Origin of the sequence: Pseudomonas congelans (assembly GCF_900103225.1) — a bacterium.
GTDB lineage: Bacteria > Pseudomonadota > Gammaproteobacteria > Pseudomonadales > Pseudomonadaceae > Aquipseudomonas > Aquipseudomonas congelans.
Genome location: NZ_FNJH01000002.1, coordinates 220,345 through 236,851 on the forward strand (window position 1 = coordinate 220,345; position 16,507 = coordinate 236,851).

A 16,507-nucleotide genomic window follows, 5' to 3' on the forward strand; every position below is an offset into this window, starting at 1 on the left:
GGGTGATTCCACTGGAATCACTTTGAGCACCGAACGGGGTGATTCCACTGGAATCACTTTGAGCACCGACCACGGTGATTCCCCGGGAATCACTTCCAGCTCCAGTCTGGGTGATGCCACACGCAAGCCCACGAAAATCAGGGTCTCCACCAAAAAACCATTCCGATCAAGAAACGGTTTGTTACTGACCCTGAGTTGTACCCGCAGGCAGTCTTGCCTCGGCCTATCAATCATTTCTTATAAAGGAAGCGCTCAGCATGGCTGACAACTTTCAGCTCAACCTCGGTTCATTGCGAAGCAGCGTCAACCTGACCCTGCACACCCACCATGCCTCGCGCCTCTGGTTTGGGCGTCAACGTACCGAAGGCAAGCCTGGCATGATCGGCCTGAGCGGCTTTGCCAACATCCTCAACCGCATCAAGCGTGGCTGTGAACAGGACGATCCTTATTCAGACTGGTTTCTGATCCTTATAGAAGAAAAGATCGAAGCCTCTGAACAGGAAATGAAAGATATCGACGCCAGGCTGGACGAAGTTATGGCCTCACTGCCGCCGATGCTTTCAATAGGTCAAAACCTATCCGTGCAGCCGGTGACACTGCCGCTGTTCCTGTCCACGCCGCTGGCGTTCAAAGCGGTCTTTTTGCTCACTGCCTACGACGAGCTGGTGCGGCGCATTCTTCTGGCCAGCCACGTCGGCCTTATAGACAACAACGCCAAAGGCCAGTGGCTCGATGAGGGGGCTGCAATCCTGCGTCGTCTTTTCGGTTTGAGTCAGCGCTGGAAGTTCTCGGGAGCAAGCCGAGATGATTTTGCGGCCAAGAACGCACGTTCCGAGCAGGCTCGTGAGATGTACGCATCGTTTGGTGAAATCCCCCAAGACATTTTGGAAGGAACTCGCAAATCAAGCTTCGCGCCGTCCCCCTCTTCGGCATCAAATGCCGCGGTCAGTGAAGACGGTGATGACGACGGCTTCGAGGAGACCATCACGCTGGGCCAGCCGCACCCTGACAAGCCTGAATCTGAGTCCGCAGAGTGACTAACGTGACGGCCAACCCCGCGCACCAGAATCAAGAGCGCCAGAGCCTGCAACAGGGTGCCTTCCAACCCCTGCAACAGGATGCCTTCGTAGCACTGCAACATGCGCCCTTCCTAAAAGGCCTTTTAAAACCTTTTAAAGGTAAGGGGGGGATGCTCCAGTTGGCAGAGTTATGCCGGTCCCTTGAAGATGATCTGAACGCGCTGGCCGAGGATCAAGTGCTTGCCCAGGCCAACAGACATCCCTTCACTCTTCTGCCTGTTCGGATGGTCCGGCAAAGAACAAGCGCTGGCACAGTTTTTCTCCGCTGGCAGGAAATGGGAACGCGGCAGATGGGCGTCAATGTTTGGTCCAGCTTGCTGGCCGATCCCAGAACACCCGAATCACTGCTCCAGGATCTGCACTCCATGGAACAGCAACGCGTCGCTTTGAATATGCAAATAAGTCTGGTCCATACCATCGGCCGGCAGGCCGCCGAATGCGCCGAAAAGATGGCCCAGGCAGATGCCGTTTACTCAGGACGGCTGCAACAGATCTCACAATCCAGCGGCATTTCACCGCACACGCAGAAGGAGTCCTAACATGGGCACATCAGTAGACTGGGAAGGTAACCTTGGCTCTGCTCCAGAATTCAAGGAGTTCCCAAACGGCAACAAAGATCCGCGCCGCTTGCTAAAGCTCAACGTTTACTTTGACAATTCAATTCCGAAAGCCGATGGATCAGGCTTTGAGGACAGAGGCGGTTTCTGGGCCAACGTAGAATATTGGCACCGCGATGCGGAACACTATGCCAACTTGTTCCAAAAGGGCATGCGGGTCATGATCCAAGGGCGAGCGCTCATTGATAACTGGACCAAGGAGGGTAAGGAGTTCTCTGCGTTGAAAGTGCAGGCATCGCGGGTCGCAATCCTTCCCCACCGGGTTGAAGCGGTGCAATTGGCACCTTCCCAGTCATACAACCAGCCGCAAAGCGAGCAACAGAATACCGACCGGAGTTCAACTCAAAATGATGCAGCTCCGCATTTCGACGACGATATTCCTGTGTAGGAAACCTGTGCGAAAAATCGCGCCCTCTGCGTGAAGCTGCTGGTGGAAACGACACTGATCAACGTTGTTCTCCATCAGCAGGCAGGTACTTCTAAATTGTTCACCCGATGGAGCAAAAAAACGCCCTCCTCGTGGATCTACTGGTGAAATGAATCAGCGGATCGGGAAGCCCACTTTACGACTATCCTCTTACAGGTCGAATCCAATGAGTGACATCAACAACTTCGTAACCTATGTCATCCGCATGCCAAACGACACCGCGTTAAGGACCGCCCTGACTACTGAATTGGCTGAGGCGGTTATCAGAAATGGAGGGGAGTTGACCGGAACATCACTGGAGGATGAAATCACGCTCAATGAGCTATTTGAAGCACGCATGAACGACCTGGATGTCCAAGAAGCCCGGCGGGCAGCTAAGGAGCTGGCGACAGCTGAATACCTCGAAGATTGAAAAAATCGCCTCGTTCGTGAAGTCTTGGATGTATCCGATCTACTCCACGGGAATCCTCAGTTGTGAGAACAGCCCCTACAGCGACGCACGAGACTTCGGATCGGCGTCGATTCAACAACCCACACCATGCCGTGATGCTTGCGGGTGCTGAAGCGGCGCTTAAAGGCATCCCCCTACACGAATGCCCCTACCGGCATCCAGCCATGCGCGCATCGTGGCTAAAGGGGTTTGCCCAGGAGCAACAGCAAAGCTTCAAGTTCTGACTCAGGGCGATTAACCCACTTCCCCACATTTACGGTTACGCATGGCGAGCGCAGATCAGGTCTAGGACAGTGCTGGCTCAAGTCACTTTGAGCTCATTGATTCATGACCGCCGAGCCTATTTGCGAAACAACTTTCGTCCAAACTCTTCTCGATATTGCGAAATTCCCAGAGCGTCATCGTGCAGTTGCCAACACTTGGGCTGAGCATTTCGACGTACCGGCGGAAGGACGTGACGAGTTCATACTGCACTACCTGACTCACACCTCATCAACTCGATGCTGGTGCGTTGCTCTCCATAACGATGACTCGGCTGCACGTCCAACTGTGGCGCGGCTGGGCAGGCAGCTGCAATACTTCGATGGCAAGCTGATTTCAGCTGTACGATTTAATGATCAGAGAAAAGTCCCAGGCCGCGCACCCAGTCCAAGCCAAGCTTTGAAGCTAGCTCATGAGTTGATTACTCATGATAGTGCTAATGCTCTTCTGACGTCATTCTGCAAACCAGCACGGGATCTGGCGCGGGATGAAGCGGAACTTAGTATAAGACCGCTGACGAAGTACAATTTGGGCGCGCTTAGTTCAGAGGGCCGGAACAAACGTTTTTACGCGCCACGCGGTCGATTTTACATCACCTGTATCGGCGCGGCAGTGAAGAGGTTTTGTCAGAGTCTCGACCAGGAGCTGCTGCATGCAGTGCGTTCCGTGCAGTGCCCTTCCGCCAAACTTTATAACTGGCTCGCTCAAGGCGATCGCACTCGTCGACTACAGGCCTTGAAAGCACAACCGGTGTTGGTGCCGGTGTTGATCGTTGGGGTTGGAATGCCGTGGCCCATGATTGCAGGTGGACTGCTGGTGGAATGCCCATGGCTCGAACTTCAGGAGTTTTGCTGCTCCTGGGAGGGTGAAACCATCATGGACGGGGCCGGGTTCGTGGGAAGAGCAGTCGACACTGGCTTACCGCTTAACAGGGTTCTGGCATGGCTGTTCTCGGTACCGACGTCCTCGATCCGTTTCCTTGGCCACCAGCGGGTCTACGATACCGGCAGCGCGCTCAGTCGTTTGAATTCCGAGGGCCTTGAGGCAGGCTGGGAGCATCTGATCGCGGGCTCTGTGCTAGGCAATCGTCGCCCGAGAACCAAAGCAGAATGGCGTTTTTTCTATGCGTTCAGATCAGCGATTCCATGGGATTCACTCCGACCCTTGCGTGATATGAACAATCTTGTGGTGGGCTGCCCTACTGACTGGGCAGACCCTGCCTGGTCCAGCATGGCGGCCAAACTTGTTGATTTGAGAGAGCTGTTCGACAACCTAGAACGGGCTGGTAGTTGCGAGGCTCGTAACACCAAGCGGCGCCTGTACGCATTTGTAAGCGGTTTGAACTTCCGCCAAATATCAAATGTGGTCGATGCATTCCATGGAGCACTCGCAGACATCAGAGCGAGGCTGGAGCGGGATTTCCCGCCTGAGCCATCTGACTGTTTCACAAGGTGGCCGGGGCTGCTGCTGGGTAATGATCCAATCACCTGCAGTGCAACCGGTTTGCAGATCGTCGAATTACGCTGCCCAGCAGACTTAGAACAGGAGCATCGCTCTCTGGGTCACTGCATCGACACATACGACTTCCGTGCATATTCGGGCAACTGCCGACTCTTATCCATCCGATCTGGAGGGCTGCCGCTGGCATCGGTCGAGCTCACACTCAGAACAGGCCGTAGTGAGCGAGTGACTGGCGATTTTACAACTCAGCATTTGCATATCGTTCAGATCAGAGACCACGAAAACGAAACCCCGGATGCTCACTCGGTAGTGATGAATGCTTTTGAGTTATTCATGGCCGCAGTCAGAAGCGGTCGTATGCCCGTGCTCCTGGAATGGCCAAATATGGCGATGAAGATGGCGCGTTACGCTGATGAAAAATCGATGTTCAACATCCGCTTTGGGGAAGAGATCGTGGGCTGGGCTAACAGTTTGTTGGACAAGGGGCTCTGAAGATGGCATCGCCCCAATTGATGAACAAGCGTCCGGTATTGCTTCGCAAAGCCATTTTCGATGGCTACGACTTCGGGCTGTCCCTCAGTTACCTACAAGGTGCAAACAAGCTTTTGCTTCGCCGGAGGGGCTTTTTCATACGCAGGTCTGATCACCCACTGAACCAGTTTTGGCGTGTGCCCAAAGACAAGCTACTCGATGACCTCGATGTGCTCTACCGGGAGCTGGCAGAGCTCGCAGATGGCAAACATATCGAGAGCTGGCAAGCATTCAGAGACAGGATCACCTCTGCCCAGTCTGACGTGCACCGTGACGCATTCACCTGGGGGATGAAGTTCCGGCTCGCGCCGCTGGCGGAAGGCGGTGTGATTCTGTCGGGAGATTTTCATCCTGGTGCCGTAGCAATTGCCAAGCGCATGCGTGGGGTGTTCCTCTCGGCGGGCAAAGCTTGGCGGGTGCAGGGCACAGCAGAGTTGGTCCGCAGCAACCTGCTTCTGGAACTGGGTTTGGCCGAAGATCAGTTCGAAATTCTGGACACGTTGCAGGAGTTGCTCGCTGACGGGTCGGTCAAGGCGGTGAGTGAGGTCACCAGCATCAGTCTGGGTGGTCACTCTCCGGAGTCGACCAAAAGCGAAGAGGAAGTTTCAGACTCAGGTATCTACCTGGCATCTGTCCCATCCATCAAAAACACCGAGCTGACCAGCGCCGAGATCGATAAGGCGCTGGGAGGGTTCTCGCTGATGGAACATCAGCCAGCAGGTATCAGGCACCTGCTGCAGCGCACGAGTGCGCTACTGGCCGACGATATGGGACTGGGCAAAACTCGCCAGGCGGTGATTGCAGCTGGTATACGCGCCCAAGGCAAACCGGTTCTGGTTATTGTGCTCAACAGCCTGATCATCAACTGGCAGCGCGAGATCCTGATGGTGTTTCCCCAGGCTCAGATCGCCATGCAAACCTTTGATGCCAGTGCTGGCTGGATCATCGTGAACTACGAGAGGCTGGGTGATTTTGTCATGCACGCGAGCCGTTTCGCGGTGATGGTCATTGACGAGGCTCACCGACTCAAGGAACCCACTGCTGCATGGACACGCCACGGCTTCGACATCGCGGCTCAGGTACAAAACCGCTACCTGTTGACGGGTACGCCTGTGCTCAATCGTGAAGCCGAGCTGCACACACTCCTCAGGCTTTCAGGCCACCCAATCGGTCAGCTACCTCTGAACGAGTTCTGCGAGCGATTCGCCGGCAGTCCTGAGTTTCGCAAGACGCTTAGAGATGAGATATCTGACTGGATGCTTCGACGCCGCAAGGATGTGCTGCCCAACCTGAAGGGGAAGCAGCGCCAGACTGTGCCGGTGATACTCAGCCAGGTAGAACGTGACGAGTACAATCAGATCATGCGCAGCGACCAGCATCGATTCGCAAGGCTGGGCGCACTGCGCCAACTGCTCGAGCGCGTGAAGGTACGGATCCTGGCGGATCTGATGGCCGAGCTGGACGTCGACGACAAGGTGATCCTCTTCTGCGAGTATCAGGAATCCGTGGCCACGTTGCGTGAGCACTGCATAAAGATGGCCGTCGGGTGCGTGACGTTGGTGGGAAGTGACTCGCCCAAGAAGCGCCAGAAGGCGATTGATGCTTTCCAGCAGGACCCGGACTGCAGGGTGTTCATCGGGACCAGGTCGGCCGCCGGCACAGGTTACAACCTCACTGCTGCGAACTATGTCTTCTTTCTGGGGCTTCCATGGACACCGGGGCTGCAGGACCAAGCCGAGGATCGAGCCTATCGCAACGGGCAGTTGCGCATGGTTGTCGTCAAAATCCCTCTAGCTGAGGACACCATCGACCAGCAGCTGTGGCAGATGCTCATGGATAAGCGCGCTCTGGCCAGCGATCTCATCGATCCGGAGGCGGAGGCGTCGAGCAAAAAAGCTCTTGCCGAAACTATCTAAGTGGTAACGAAATTGAACGAAGCGCAAAAAATAGGTGGCTGTATACGGAACCTCAAAAAAAAAGGGCTGTCCTTTACATAGGGTTAAACCTTACACACTACAGCTTGCCAAGGAGCGGTACACATGGCTTTTGACGGTTATATTCAAATCGCAGAGATTCCTGGCGAAGCTCTTGACGAGAAGTTTAGTAAGTGGATCGAAATCACTGGCTACAATTTCGGCGTTAGTCAAAGCACGTCAGCTACAGCCAGTTCATCAGGAGGCGCGTCCTCTGGTCGAACTACAATGACCAATTTCACCTTCACCAAATATCTGGACAGCGCCAGCTGTAAGCTTATGGAGGCCAGCTGCGCGGGCCAGCACCTTAAAGAAGTCAAGTTTGTGCTCTGCCGAGCAAGCACAGATAGACTAAAATATTATGAGGTGGTACTGGAGGAGGTCATAATCGCTGACTACTCTCAAAGCGCAAGCTCAGGCGTACCAATCGAAATTGTACAGCTCAACTATGGACGTATAAAAGCAACGTATACCTTGCAAAAGCGCAGCGATGGCGCGGCCGGCGGTAACGTAACCGGGGGATGGGATCGGATCGGCAACAAAATATATTCGTGAGGCAAGGACATGGCCGAAGTTAAATCTTTCATCAACTCTAGAACGCAAACATTCGAAACCCTAAAGGCGAATATCGGGCTTTCTGGGAATTCTAAAGCTAAATTCAACGTCCTCAATTCTCATATAGCAGGAAGTGTTGTAAGCGCTGGTGAACTTGTCATTGTAGGTGATCCGTCTACACCCTCCTGCACAAGCCAAGAAGCCTACCTGATGGCCAAGGCTAGTCAAGTTCATACGGACTTGCTAAGCAATGGCGCTGGAGGGGATGATTTTTTTCTTGACAACTTTGAGCTATTGCAAAGCCTTCTATTTCATGCTTCAACGGGCGTAGGTGCTGTAACCGATGGTTGGAATAAACATCTGAACGCCATCAAGACCACACTTGATGACATAGAAATTCTGCATCGGGAGCACCTCGGTTCAGGCTCCATGGTAGAACGCGACACGTTTTATGCGAAAAGAACAGCCCTTTTCTTAAAACTTGATAAGCAGTTATCAAACATGGCCTCTTACGGTTCGGGATTACGTAATGAAGGTTCAATTAAAAAGCTTTTGGGAATCTCTACATCTAGCTATATGCACACAGGTGAAATCTCCGGGTACGCCGATAAAGTCTCTGGCGTCGCAAGGGCCGCCAATCTAGTTAAGAGAGGTGCCTACATCGGCACAGCTTTGGATGTGGCATCAACGGGGTTGTCGATCCATAAGGCTTGTACGATGGGCAGGGAGGACGAGTGTAGAAAAGCGAAATATGTCGAGGGTAGCTCTCTGGTCGGCGGCTTAGGTGGCGGAACGTTAGGGGGCACGATCGGTAGTGGCGTGGCTGGAATCATATGTGTTGCGATGAGCGTCCCTACAGGCGGAGCTGCTGCGTTGGCATGTGCAGTAATTGGAGGTGCCGTTGGAGGTATAGCGGGAGGTGCGATGGGGTCTAAAAGCGGTGAGATGATGGGCGACTATCTGTATAGGCAAACGAGCCCATGACAGACATAGACCCAGGTTTAATAGCGACTATTATTACTCTATCGATCGTTATAACGATGTGCATTACTTTTTATATCGCACATGCTTATACCGAAAAATTTGAACGCTGCCTCCCCAGCTGTGTGTTTGTAGAGCATAACAAGACGGCCTTCTCAAATGCAGGGCTTTTGGGGAAAATCATGCGTTGCAGCATGATTTATTTTTACATTTGGGTGCCAGGTCTAGGCAAAAAAAGGGGCTTGGCGGATATTCAAGAGATTAAACGCTTCCCTGCGAAGCTCAAGTACTTGCTTACAATCCCTTGGACAGCACAGATTATTCTTTTTATAGCATTGGTTTTCTTCACTCAGTTTATAGCGTCCTAAGCTTTAACTCGTTCTCTAGAATAACCAAGAGGCTGACTTTGCCAGACTACATCGTCATCAGGTTAGCGGTCACCTATTAACCGGCGTGGCGCATTAACCAGGAGGGTTGTCGCGACGGCGCTCCTCCCACTCCCGGCTTCCCAATGCTTTCGCGAATAACCTGAATCGATCCGTTAAGGGTTTAGCAGTGCTTTGCAACCTGAGCGCTGGCACCTTGGCCACCATCAAGAAATGGGGTCAAGGCACACATGATCAGGCAGCTTTCCACACTTTCCATACTCGCGCTGTTCGCCGGATGCACGTCTGTAGCGGACAAACCGGTTGGACCTGCTTTCGACAGCAGCCAGAATCCTGAGCTGCTCTCGCCAGACCTGTACTCAAGTGGCGCCAAGTCCGGTCAGGAGCCGATGGTTCGCTATGGTCGATACGCTCTGGTGAACACCGCTCCAGAGGCCGAACAGCGTGACCTGATGGCCCAGATCATCGATGTCAGCATTCCGGCCAATATGCATCCGTCCGTCCAGGATGCGATGCAGTATGTGGTCAGCCGCTCAGGCTACACCTTGTGCCCACCGAGCACCGGTCACGTAAACATCTTGTTCACACGCCCTCTTCCTGCTGCTCAGTACAAGCTAGGGCCAATGAGCCTGCGCAACACGCTGCAGGTACTGGCCGGTCCGGCATGGCAGGTCAAGGTCAACGAAGTAACGCGCGGTGTGTGTTTTGTACTGCGGCCAGGTTACCAACTGCCGGAGACGTCCAAGCCCGTGGCACTGGCTCAACCTGCGCAACCGGCCAGCACTGGATCAACCTCGGTAGCCAGCACCTCCCCTGCCGTTAACGTTGTAACGGCCCCGGCAACCGGAACCCCATTCAGCAAGGACACATCGCCTGCAGGGCAACCGCAAACCACGGTCGTCACGCAGGCAAAAGCGCAACCAGCTGCATCCATCAGCACCCCAGCCAAGGAAGGCACCCCTACACAGCAAAAGCTGACTCCTGTGAGCGCGGCTCCGGCGAAGGCCACATCTCAGACCACCGTCACCAAGAGCATCGCTTCGACCAGCCAAGCTCCGATGAAACCTGAACCAGCAGCGAAACCCGTCGCAACGGTTGCGCCACAGCAAACGTGGAATGCGCCTGTGGGCAGTACCTTGCGTCAATCGGTCGAAGACTGGGCCAAACGGGCCGGCTGGCAGGTTATCTGGGTACCGGAGGACCTGGACTACCCCATCGAAGCACCGCTGAGTTTTAAAGGCTCCTTCAGTTCGGCGGTCAGGCAGATATTCCCACTGTACGACAACGCCAAACGGTCCTTTGTGGTGGACGGTAATGAGGGCAATGGTCAGCAGGTTCTGCACGTATCGGAGAGGAAAAAATGAGCATGCCCTTCATGCGTCAGACCGCTCTGAGTCTCGCTGTTCTAACGGCATCAGCATGCTCAGTGCAACGGGTGGATGAAGCCGCTGCACGGGCAGAGGCTACCGCCGATTCTGCCGGCCGTTACGCGGCTATCCAGCGTAACAAGCAGCAACAGGAACGTCGGGACACAGTGATATTCAGCGACAAACCCTGGGTTTCAACGCAGCCAGTTGTTGCGAGACGAGGCATCCCCTCCAAGTATGACTGTGAGGTCGCATATCGGCCTGCTGGCAGTGTCGGAATTGCTGAAATTGCCCAGTACATTTCAAGACAGTGCGGGATCCCTGTCCTGGTCTCGCCGGATGCGCTCAATCCTGGCCTGCTGAACGCTAATGCACCTGCACAGGGCAACAATGCGCCTCCAATCAGCACGGCCCCTAACCCTGATAGCCTGGCCGGGTTGCTGCCTGCAGGTATTACGGGCGGCTCCAACCTGGCGCAGGCCTCTCAGGGGAGAAGTTCTGACTTCGCATCCATGCTGACACCGAACCTCGTCAGTGGGTTGCGCTTCACAGGGAAAGCCTCGGGTCTGCTGGATGAGGTCACCGCGCGGCTGGGACTCACCTATCGATTCAATCCCACCTCACGGTCAGTGCAGGTCAGCTATTTCGATACCAAGGTGTTTGACGTCTACGCATTTGGAGACGTGCAGGAAATCAAAAGCACCGTCAGATCCGGTATGACCACCTCCTCAGGTTCGGGAAGTGGTTCGTCGAGCGGATCATCGTCAGGTAGCAGTTCCTCAGGCGTTTCGGGTGACTCGGGCAGCAACCAGAGCACTACAGTCACTCTCAACACATCGATCCTGACTGACATCCAGAGCAACGTGAGGGCAATGCTGAGTACCTCGCCGCCTGGTCGCATGTATCTGTCACCGTCGACCGGGACGTTGACCGTGACTGACCGGCCCGACGTGCTTTCGAACGTTGAGACCTATCTGGCCAAGACCAACCACGCGATCACCCAACAAGTGCTGTTCAATGTGAAGGTGTTTGAGGCGACGCTGACCGACACCGATCAGCTGGCTTTGAACTGGGCGGCCGTCTACAACTCGCTGAGCACAAAGTGGGGCCTGTCTCTCTCGAATACTGTGCCAGGCATCAGCTCCAGCGCAATCTCGGGCTCTGTTGGCATTGTCGATACAGCCAACTCTGCCTGGGCAGGTTCGAACGCGATCATCCAGGCAATCGCAGAGCAGGCCCGGATCTCGAATGTTCGATCGCCGTCTGTGACCACATTGAATCTGCAGCCTGCTCCGCTGCAGATCGGCAACGTCCAAGGCTACATCCCATCGGTTCAGACCAACACCACGGCGTCAGTGGGCTCCAGCACGGCAATTACTCCGGGCACTATCACCTCCGGCTTCAACATGACACTGCAGCCTCGCTTGATGGACGATGACGAGATGCTGCTCATGGTTTCAATCAACATGAGCTCCAAGCCTACATTCGAGCCATTCACCAGCAACGGCTCCAGCGTTCAGATCCCCAACTATGATGCGAAAAGTCTGTCGCCGAAGGTGAAGCTCCGCAGCGGTCAGACATTGATCCTGTCGGGCTTTGAGGAGCTGAGCGACAACACGGACAAGATCGGCACGGGTTCACCCGGATTCTTCGGTCTTGGAGGTGGGCGTAAACGCACCTCGTCAAAAAGCGTTCTGGTGGTGCTGATCACTCCGATTGTGACCAACTGACATGGCGAACCTGTTCTCCCTGTTACGAAGGCGCGCGCCGCGCGCTCAAATGCCCAGTGACGGCAAAGTTCAGATTCTGACTTATCACGGACGGTCCTTCGTGACAGGCCTGCTGTGGCACCCGTTGGGTAGCCTTACCGGGTACATGAAGGAAGCACGCCAGTTCGGTCGCACCCAGCAAATGGACATCGTTGCCATCAGGCATACCGAGTCTGTGATTCAGGCTGGATTCGTTTCGCAGAATGACGGTGCAGTCAAAGGCATGTACTCGCTTGCAGCCGCCCTCGCTGGGCAATTGGGCGCATCTTGGCTGGCTGCCTGGAAGATCGAAAACACCGAGGACAGGTACGCCTTGGTCGCTGTGTACCGAGGCGCGGTCATTCCGGGAGCAGACCTGGTAGGCAGCAGTGAGGAAATAAAAAAGAAGGTGGCTCAACAGTTGAGCCGCTCGATGAGCTTCGACAAGATCTTTCTCCCGCCGGAGTTTGGTCGCGGTGGCGAACAATTCGACGCTGAAACATTGTTGCAGCCATCAAATCTCAAACGCGAATACAAGCTGACACCGTTGGCATTCGGCCTTTCCAGACAGGAATTGCTGAAAGCCGCGGTGATCGGTGCCTTGGTCGTGGCCGGCCTGATTGGGTGGCATCAGTGGAACGAACATAAGCAGCAACTTGCTCGCCAGGCGCAGGAAGCGGCAGAGGCGGCAAGACAAGCCGAATTGGATGCCCTGAACCAGCGAACAAACTCACCAGTCGTGATCGAGGCACTTGTGCATCCGTGGGTGAAACAGCCTTCTGTCCCGGTATTTCTTGAAGGCTGTAACGGCGCAATTGACCAGTTACCACCGGCAATCGAAGGGTGGTTATTCGTCTCCGCTAAATGCGACGGAACGCTGATGTCGGCCAACTACAACCGCACCGGCAACAGCACCACGATGGCTTTCAGCGCCGCTACGGCGGGCTACTTTGCGGATACGCCAGCGTTTTACGACGAAGGCAACATGGCCGCAGTGAAGCTTACGTTCGAGCTGCCGCTGGCGGGTGATGACGTTCTGAACCCGGCAACGCAGGCTTTGGACAGCATCACTTCATGGCTTCAAGCCCAAGCCCTGCAGCCCAAGATCACGGAAGTACCTGTGACATTTGTACAGCCACCAGCTTTGCCTGGCCAACCAGCGCCTCCACCACCACCGCCCCCGGATTACCGACACTTCGAGATCCGCTACACGAGCCTGTTGCCGCCAGCGACTGTTCTTCAAGGCGTGGAAAGCACGGGCATGCGCCTGCGTGAAATCAAAACCGACTTTCAAGACGGCAAATTAACCTGGAACGTCATAGGTGACCTCTATGTGCATTAACCCTCGCGCCTCCATTCTGCTGACGTTTCTATTGTCCTGCGTGGCTGCCGGCAACATGGCCGTCGCGGCGGATCCATCCCCCAACGACCTCAGTCGGATCAACATTGGCGAGTTGTCCCAGGTGCAGAGTGAAACCTTGCTCTTCACGGCACAGGCGGCGCGAGCTCGTGCCAAGGAAGACATCGTAAACGGGGCCAAAACGACCACGTCCGCGCCGGTTCAGGTTACGCAGAACGCTTACACGACGCCCGCCCCGGCCAGCAACAGCACACCGCAGTTGCCAGTGGTCAAGACCGTGTTCAGGACGAATAACGCTCTATATGCCACGTTGCTGTACGGAAGTGGTTTCGAGGTCGATGCATCAGTTGGCAATGCCGAGTTGCCAGGAGGGTTCAAGGTAATCAGCGTGTCTCTCGACAGCGTTGTACTGGGCCATGACGGACGCCGATATCCACTAGGGTTCTCGACCCGGGCGCCGATTGGTTCGGTCGACGCACCCCAAATGTCACTGCAGACACTCAAGCCTATAGCTCCCGGCCAGCCCTCGGTTACGAGTCCGCTGTCCAGCATGTCGCAGGAGTTACAGCGATGAGCGGCGCGGTACGAATTGAGCCAGACATCAAGGCTGATCCGTTGGCACGCCAGGTCACCCGGCCAACCGCAGTCGTGCAACCGATAACCATCGCCATGCAATCTGACGTGGTCGGAACAGTCCTTACTGCTGAGGGACAGCGGTGGGGGGACATTACCAGCGAGTTGCGTCAGCTGGTTGCCTTGTTGGCACCTGCCCCAGAGGCTGATGAAGCTGAACTGCTCGTCTCGTCTCAGCACATGCACGACCCTTATGTGATGGCATTTATGGACCGCCTGGACAGAGCTGGCGTGCCGTTTCAGACCATCAGCAGCACGCTCAGCGATATCAAGTCTCTGTACCAGAATGCGGGCAAAGCTTTCGCCGGATCTATCGACAGTACCCAGCGCCAACAAGAGGTGATTCGCATCATCGGCGCGGCCCATGGACGCCGTGCTTCCGACGTTCACTTCATCGTTGGCCACGAAATCACCTACATCAAGTTCCGTGAGGACGGTCTCTTGCGGGAATACGGGCAGATCCAGAGCGCCGTAGGTAACGAGCTCTGTTCTTCACTCTTCAACTCAATGTGCGACGTCAAATCTGAGGGCTACTATCAACCGGAATTGAAACAAGATGCGCGCATGGCTCGCACCTTCCTCGATCAATTGGGACTGTCCGGAGCCCGTGTAGCTACACGCCCTCTGGTCGAAGGGCCTTTGATGGTGCTGCGACTGATCTATGACGATCAGGAGAAACAGTCAGTCGACGATCTGGGGTTTCTGCCAGAACAGAATTTGCTGTTCAAGCGGCTGCGAAGCCTTCCTTACGGCGTGATCATATTGACCGGTCCAACTGGATCAGGGAAATCGAAGTCGCTCCAGGTGCAGATCAACCTTCTGGCTGAAGAGTGCAAAGGCACGAAACATATCCTGACCGTTGAGGACCCGCCCGAGTATCCGATGCGTGCAAATCAGTCCCCTCTTGGCAGCAATGAGACATGGGGAGAATCCATTACAAACTCCGTGCGACTCGACCCCGACATACTGATGTACGGGGAGATTCGCGACCTTGAATCAGCTCAGGGGGCACTGCGCGGGGGGATGACCGGCCACCTCGTTTTATCGACTCTGCACACCAACAACGCTGTAGCAGCAATTCCTCGCCTGATCGACATGGGTGCAGATACAAGCCTGGTCACCGACCCAACACTCATTGTCGGTCTTATCAACCAGTCACTCTTGCCAACGCTGTGCAAGAAGTGTCGCGTGCCTGCGCGCAGCCAGATCAGTACCCTGGATCCGCAGCTGGTCGAGAGGCTTGAAAAGATGACCGTGCTCGATCAGGTTTATTTGGCTGGGCCAGGTTGCTCTCTATGCCGTGACGGGGTCAACGGCAGGGTCGCTGTCGCAGAGATTCTTCTCCCGACCCACCGGTTCATGGAGGAGATCCGCAAGAACGGACCAAGCGCAGCGCGCCAGTATTGGGTCAAGCACATGGGTGGTATCACGAAGGTTGCCCACACGCTCATCAAGATCAATGCGGGGCTGATCGATCCGCGCATGGCAGAGGCCGTAGTCGGGCCAGTGGATTTTGACAGCTACATGCTGGATGCCGAGCCACCTGAGGTTGAAGCCCATGCTGAGTAAGGCGATGGACGCCTGGTCAGGGCTTGTAGAAGGCTTTTACAGAAACCAGTTCGGAGGCAATGAGCGTATCCGGCTTTACGAGAGCATGACCGCCCTGCTGGAGAACGGGGTGCCTCTCGACCTGGCTCTTGATCGTATCGGATCGATCTACAGTGACGGTGGCCGCCGTGCTCGACATCCGATTGCCCTTGCCAGCTATGGCATAGGCAAGGCTGTGGACGGCGGCAAGACGCTAGCCCAGGCCTGCCTTAACTGGGTGCCTTATCAGGAGCACGCCGTAATCAGCGCCGGCGAGAAGTCAGGGAACTTGATCCAGGCATTCAGCGACTGCGTGCGGATCATCGAAGCTCGGCAAAAAGTGATGAAGCTGGTGGTCTCAACGGCCTCGTACCCGGTTTTTGTCTGGAGCCTGATGGCCTACTTGCTGAACGTAATCGCCACCCGGGTGGTGCCGGCCATGAGCCGCTCATCCAACCCAGAAGCCTGGTCCGGCGCACCCATGGTTCTGCACATGATCGCCACCTTTGTGACTAACTGGGGACTTCTGACTTTGTGCCTTGTGGTAGTCCTGGTTGTCACCAGTGTCGTCACTCTGCCTTACTTCCGTGGCCCTTGGCGGACAAGGCTGGAGATATTGCCTCCCTGGTCAATCTACAAAGCGCTCCACGGCTCAACGTTCCTCCTCAATATCGCGGTCATGCTGCGAGCAAACATCGATCCGCTCGGAGCGTTGGACACGTTAAAGCGTGGGGCAAATCCGTGGCTGCGTGAACGCCTGGAAGCCGCCCACTACGGGGTTCGGATGGGTAAAAACTTTGGGGAGGCTTTAGATCTTTCCGGGCATGAATTCCCAGACCACGAAGCGATTCAATTTCTGATTGTTCTCTCCACTACGCAGAGCTTCTCGGCTGCAGTGCACCGCTACAGCCTTCGCTGGTTGGAGATATCACTGAAACAGGTCGAGCGTTACGCAAAGACACTGTCCCTCGTATCCATGGTTCTGATCGGCCTGTTGATGATTCTGGTCATGGTCGGGGCCTACAGCATGACCGGCAATGCCACACAAGGCATGACGCACTGAGCACTACACCCGTTACCCACATACCCA

The 16,507-nt window shown here is 55.2% G+C and carries 16 protein-coding genes; all 16 read left to right on the forward strand.

What is annotated here, in order from left to right; genetic code table 11:
• The first annotated feature begins 257 nt into the window (after positions 1–257).
• The 16 genes from BLR20_RS07915 (at position 258) to BLR20_RS07990 (ending at position 16,480) form a co-directional block, all read left to right on the forward strand.
• Positions 258–1,037, forward strand: a complete 780-nt coding sequence (locus tag BLR20_RS07915; protein WP_044311769.1) for a PFL_4669 family integrating conjugative element protein — start codon at positions 258–260, stop codon at positions 1,035–1,037.
• Positions 1,034–1,618 carry a DUF3158 family protein gene (locus BLR20_RS07920; protein WP_044311770.1) on the forward strand — a complete coding sequence of 195 codons (585 nt, stop codon included), beginning with the start codon at positions 1,034–1,036 and terminating at the stop codon, positions 1,616–1,618. Before BLR20_RS07915 ends, BLR20_RS07920 begins: the two co-directional genes overlap by 4 nt.
• 1 nt (position 1,619) lies before the next feature.
• Positions 1,620–2,084 carry a single-stranded DNA-binding protein gene (locus tag BLR20_RS07925; protein WP_044311771.1) on the forward strand — a complete coding sequence of 155 codons (465 nt, stop codon included), beginning with the start codon at positions 1,620–1,622 and terminating at the stop codon, positions 2,082–2,084.
• Positions 2,085–2,289: 205 nt separating this feature from the next.
• On the forward strand, positions 2,290–2,535 hold the full coding sequence (locus BLR20_RS07930; protein WP_044311772.1) for a hypothetical protein: 246 nt from the start codon (positions 2,290–2,292) through the stop codon (positions 2,533–2,535).
• Positions 2,536–2,597: 62 nt separating this feature from the next.
• The gene (locus BLR20_RS07935; RefSeq protein ID WP_074594578.1) at positions 2,598–2,798 is read left to right on the forward strand and encodes a CrpP family ICE-associated protein; all 201 of its coding nucleotides are present in this window, start codon (positions 2,598–2,600) and stop codon (positions 2,796–2,798) included.
• Between the two features lie 103 nt (positions 2,799–2,901).
• On the forward strand, positions 2,902–4,788 hold the full coding sequence (locus BLR20_RS07940; protein WP_044311773.1) for a hypothetical protein: 1,887 nt from the start codon (positions 2,902–2,904) through the stop codon (positions 4,786–4,788).
• A 2-nt stretch (positions 4,789–4,790) separates the two neighbouring features.
• Complete coding sequence (locus BLR20_RS07945; RefSeq protein WP_044311774.1) at positions 4,791–6,743, forward strand: DEAD/DEAH box helicase; 1,953 nt, start codon at positions 4,791–4,793, stop codon at positions 6,741–6,743.
• 123 nt (positions 6,744–6,866) lie between these two features.
• Entirely contained in the window at positions 6,867–7,355 is a 489-nt protein-coding gene (locus tag BLR20_RS07950) for an Hcp family type VI secretion system effector (RefSeq protein WP_054994218.1), read from the forward strand.
• Positions 7,356–7,364: 9 nt separating this feature from the next.
• Positions 7,365–8,339 carry a hypothetical protein gene (locus BLR20_RS07955; RefSeq protein WP_044293630.1) on the forward strand — a complete coding sequence of 325 codons (975 nt, stop codon included), beginning with the start codon at positions 7,365–7,367 and terminating at the stop codon, positions 8,337–8,339.
• Positions 8,336–8,704, forward strand: a complete 369-nt coding sequence (locus tag BLR20_RS07960; RefSeq protein WP_044311775.1) for a hypothetical protein — start codon at positions 8,336–8,338, stop codon at positions 8,702–8,704. Before BLR20_RS07955 ends, BLR20_RS07960 begins: the two co-directional genes overlap by 4 nt.
• Positions 8,705–8,952: 248 nt before the next feature.
• Entirely contained in the window at positions 8,953–10,086 is a 1,134-nt protein-coding gene (gene pilL2 / locus BLR20_RS07965) for a PFGI-1 class ICE element type IV pilus protein PilL2 (RefSeq protein ID WP_074594581.1), read from the forward strand.
• Positions 10,083–11,819, forward strand: a complete 1,737-nt coding sequence (gene pilN, locus BLR20_RS07970) for a PilN family type IVB pilus formation outer membrane protein (RefSeq protein ID WP_044311776.1) — start codon at positions 10,083–10,085, stop codon at positions 11,817–11,819. Before pilL2 ends, pilN begins: the two co-directional genes overlap by 4 nt.
• Before the next feature lies 1 nt (position 11,820).
• Positions 11,821–13,179, forward strand: a complete 1,359-nt coding sequence (gene pilO2 / locus BLR20_RS07975; protein ID WP_044311777.1) for a type 4b pilus protein PilO2 — start codon at positions 11,821–11,823, stop codon at positions 13,177–13,179.
• Positions 13,169–13,771 (forward strand): type IV pilus biogenesis protein PilP, encoded by a 603-nt coding sequence (gene pilP, locus BLR20_RS07980; RefSeq protein WP_044311778.1) that lies wholly within the window; start codon positions 13,169–13,171, stop codon positions 13,769–13,771. Before pilO2 ends, pilP begins: the two co-directional genes overlap by 11 nt.
• A complete protein-coding gene (locus BLR20_RS07985) occupies positions 13,768–15,399 on the forward strand; it encodes a GspE/PulE family protein (RefSeq protein WP_003425008.1) in 1,632 nt (543 codons plus the stop codon). The genes pilP and BLR20_RS07985 overlap by 4 nt, the downstream gene beginning before the upstream one ends.
• A complete protein-coding gene (locus BLR20_RS07990) occupies positions 15,389–16,480 on the forward strand; it encodes a type II secretion system F family protein (RefSeq protein ID WP_003425010.1) in 1,092 nt (363 codons plus the stop codon). The genes BLR20_RS07985 and BLR20_RS07990 overlap by 11 nt, the downstream gene beginning before the upstream one ends.
• Positions 16,481–16,507 lie beyond the last annotated feature (27 nt).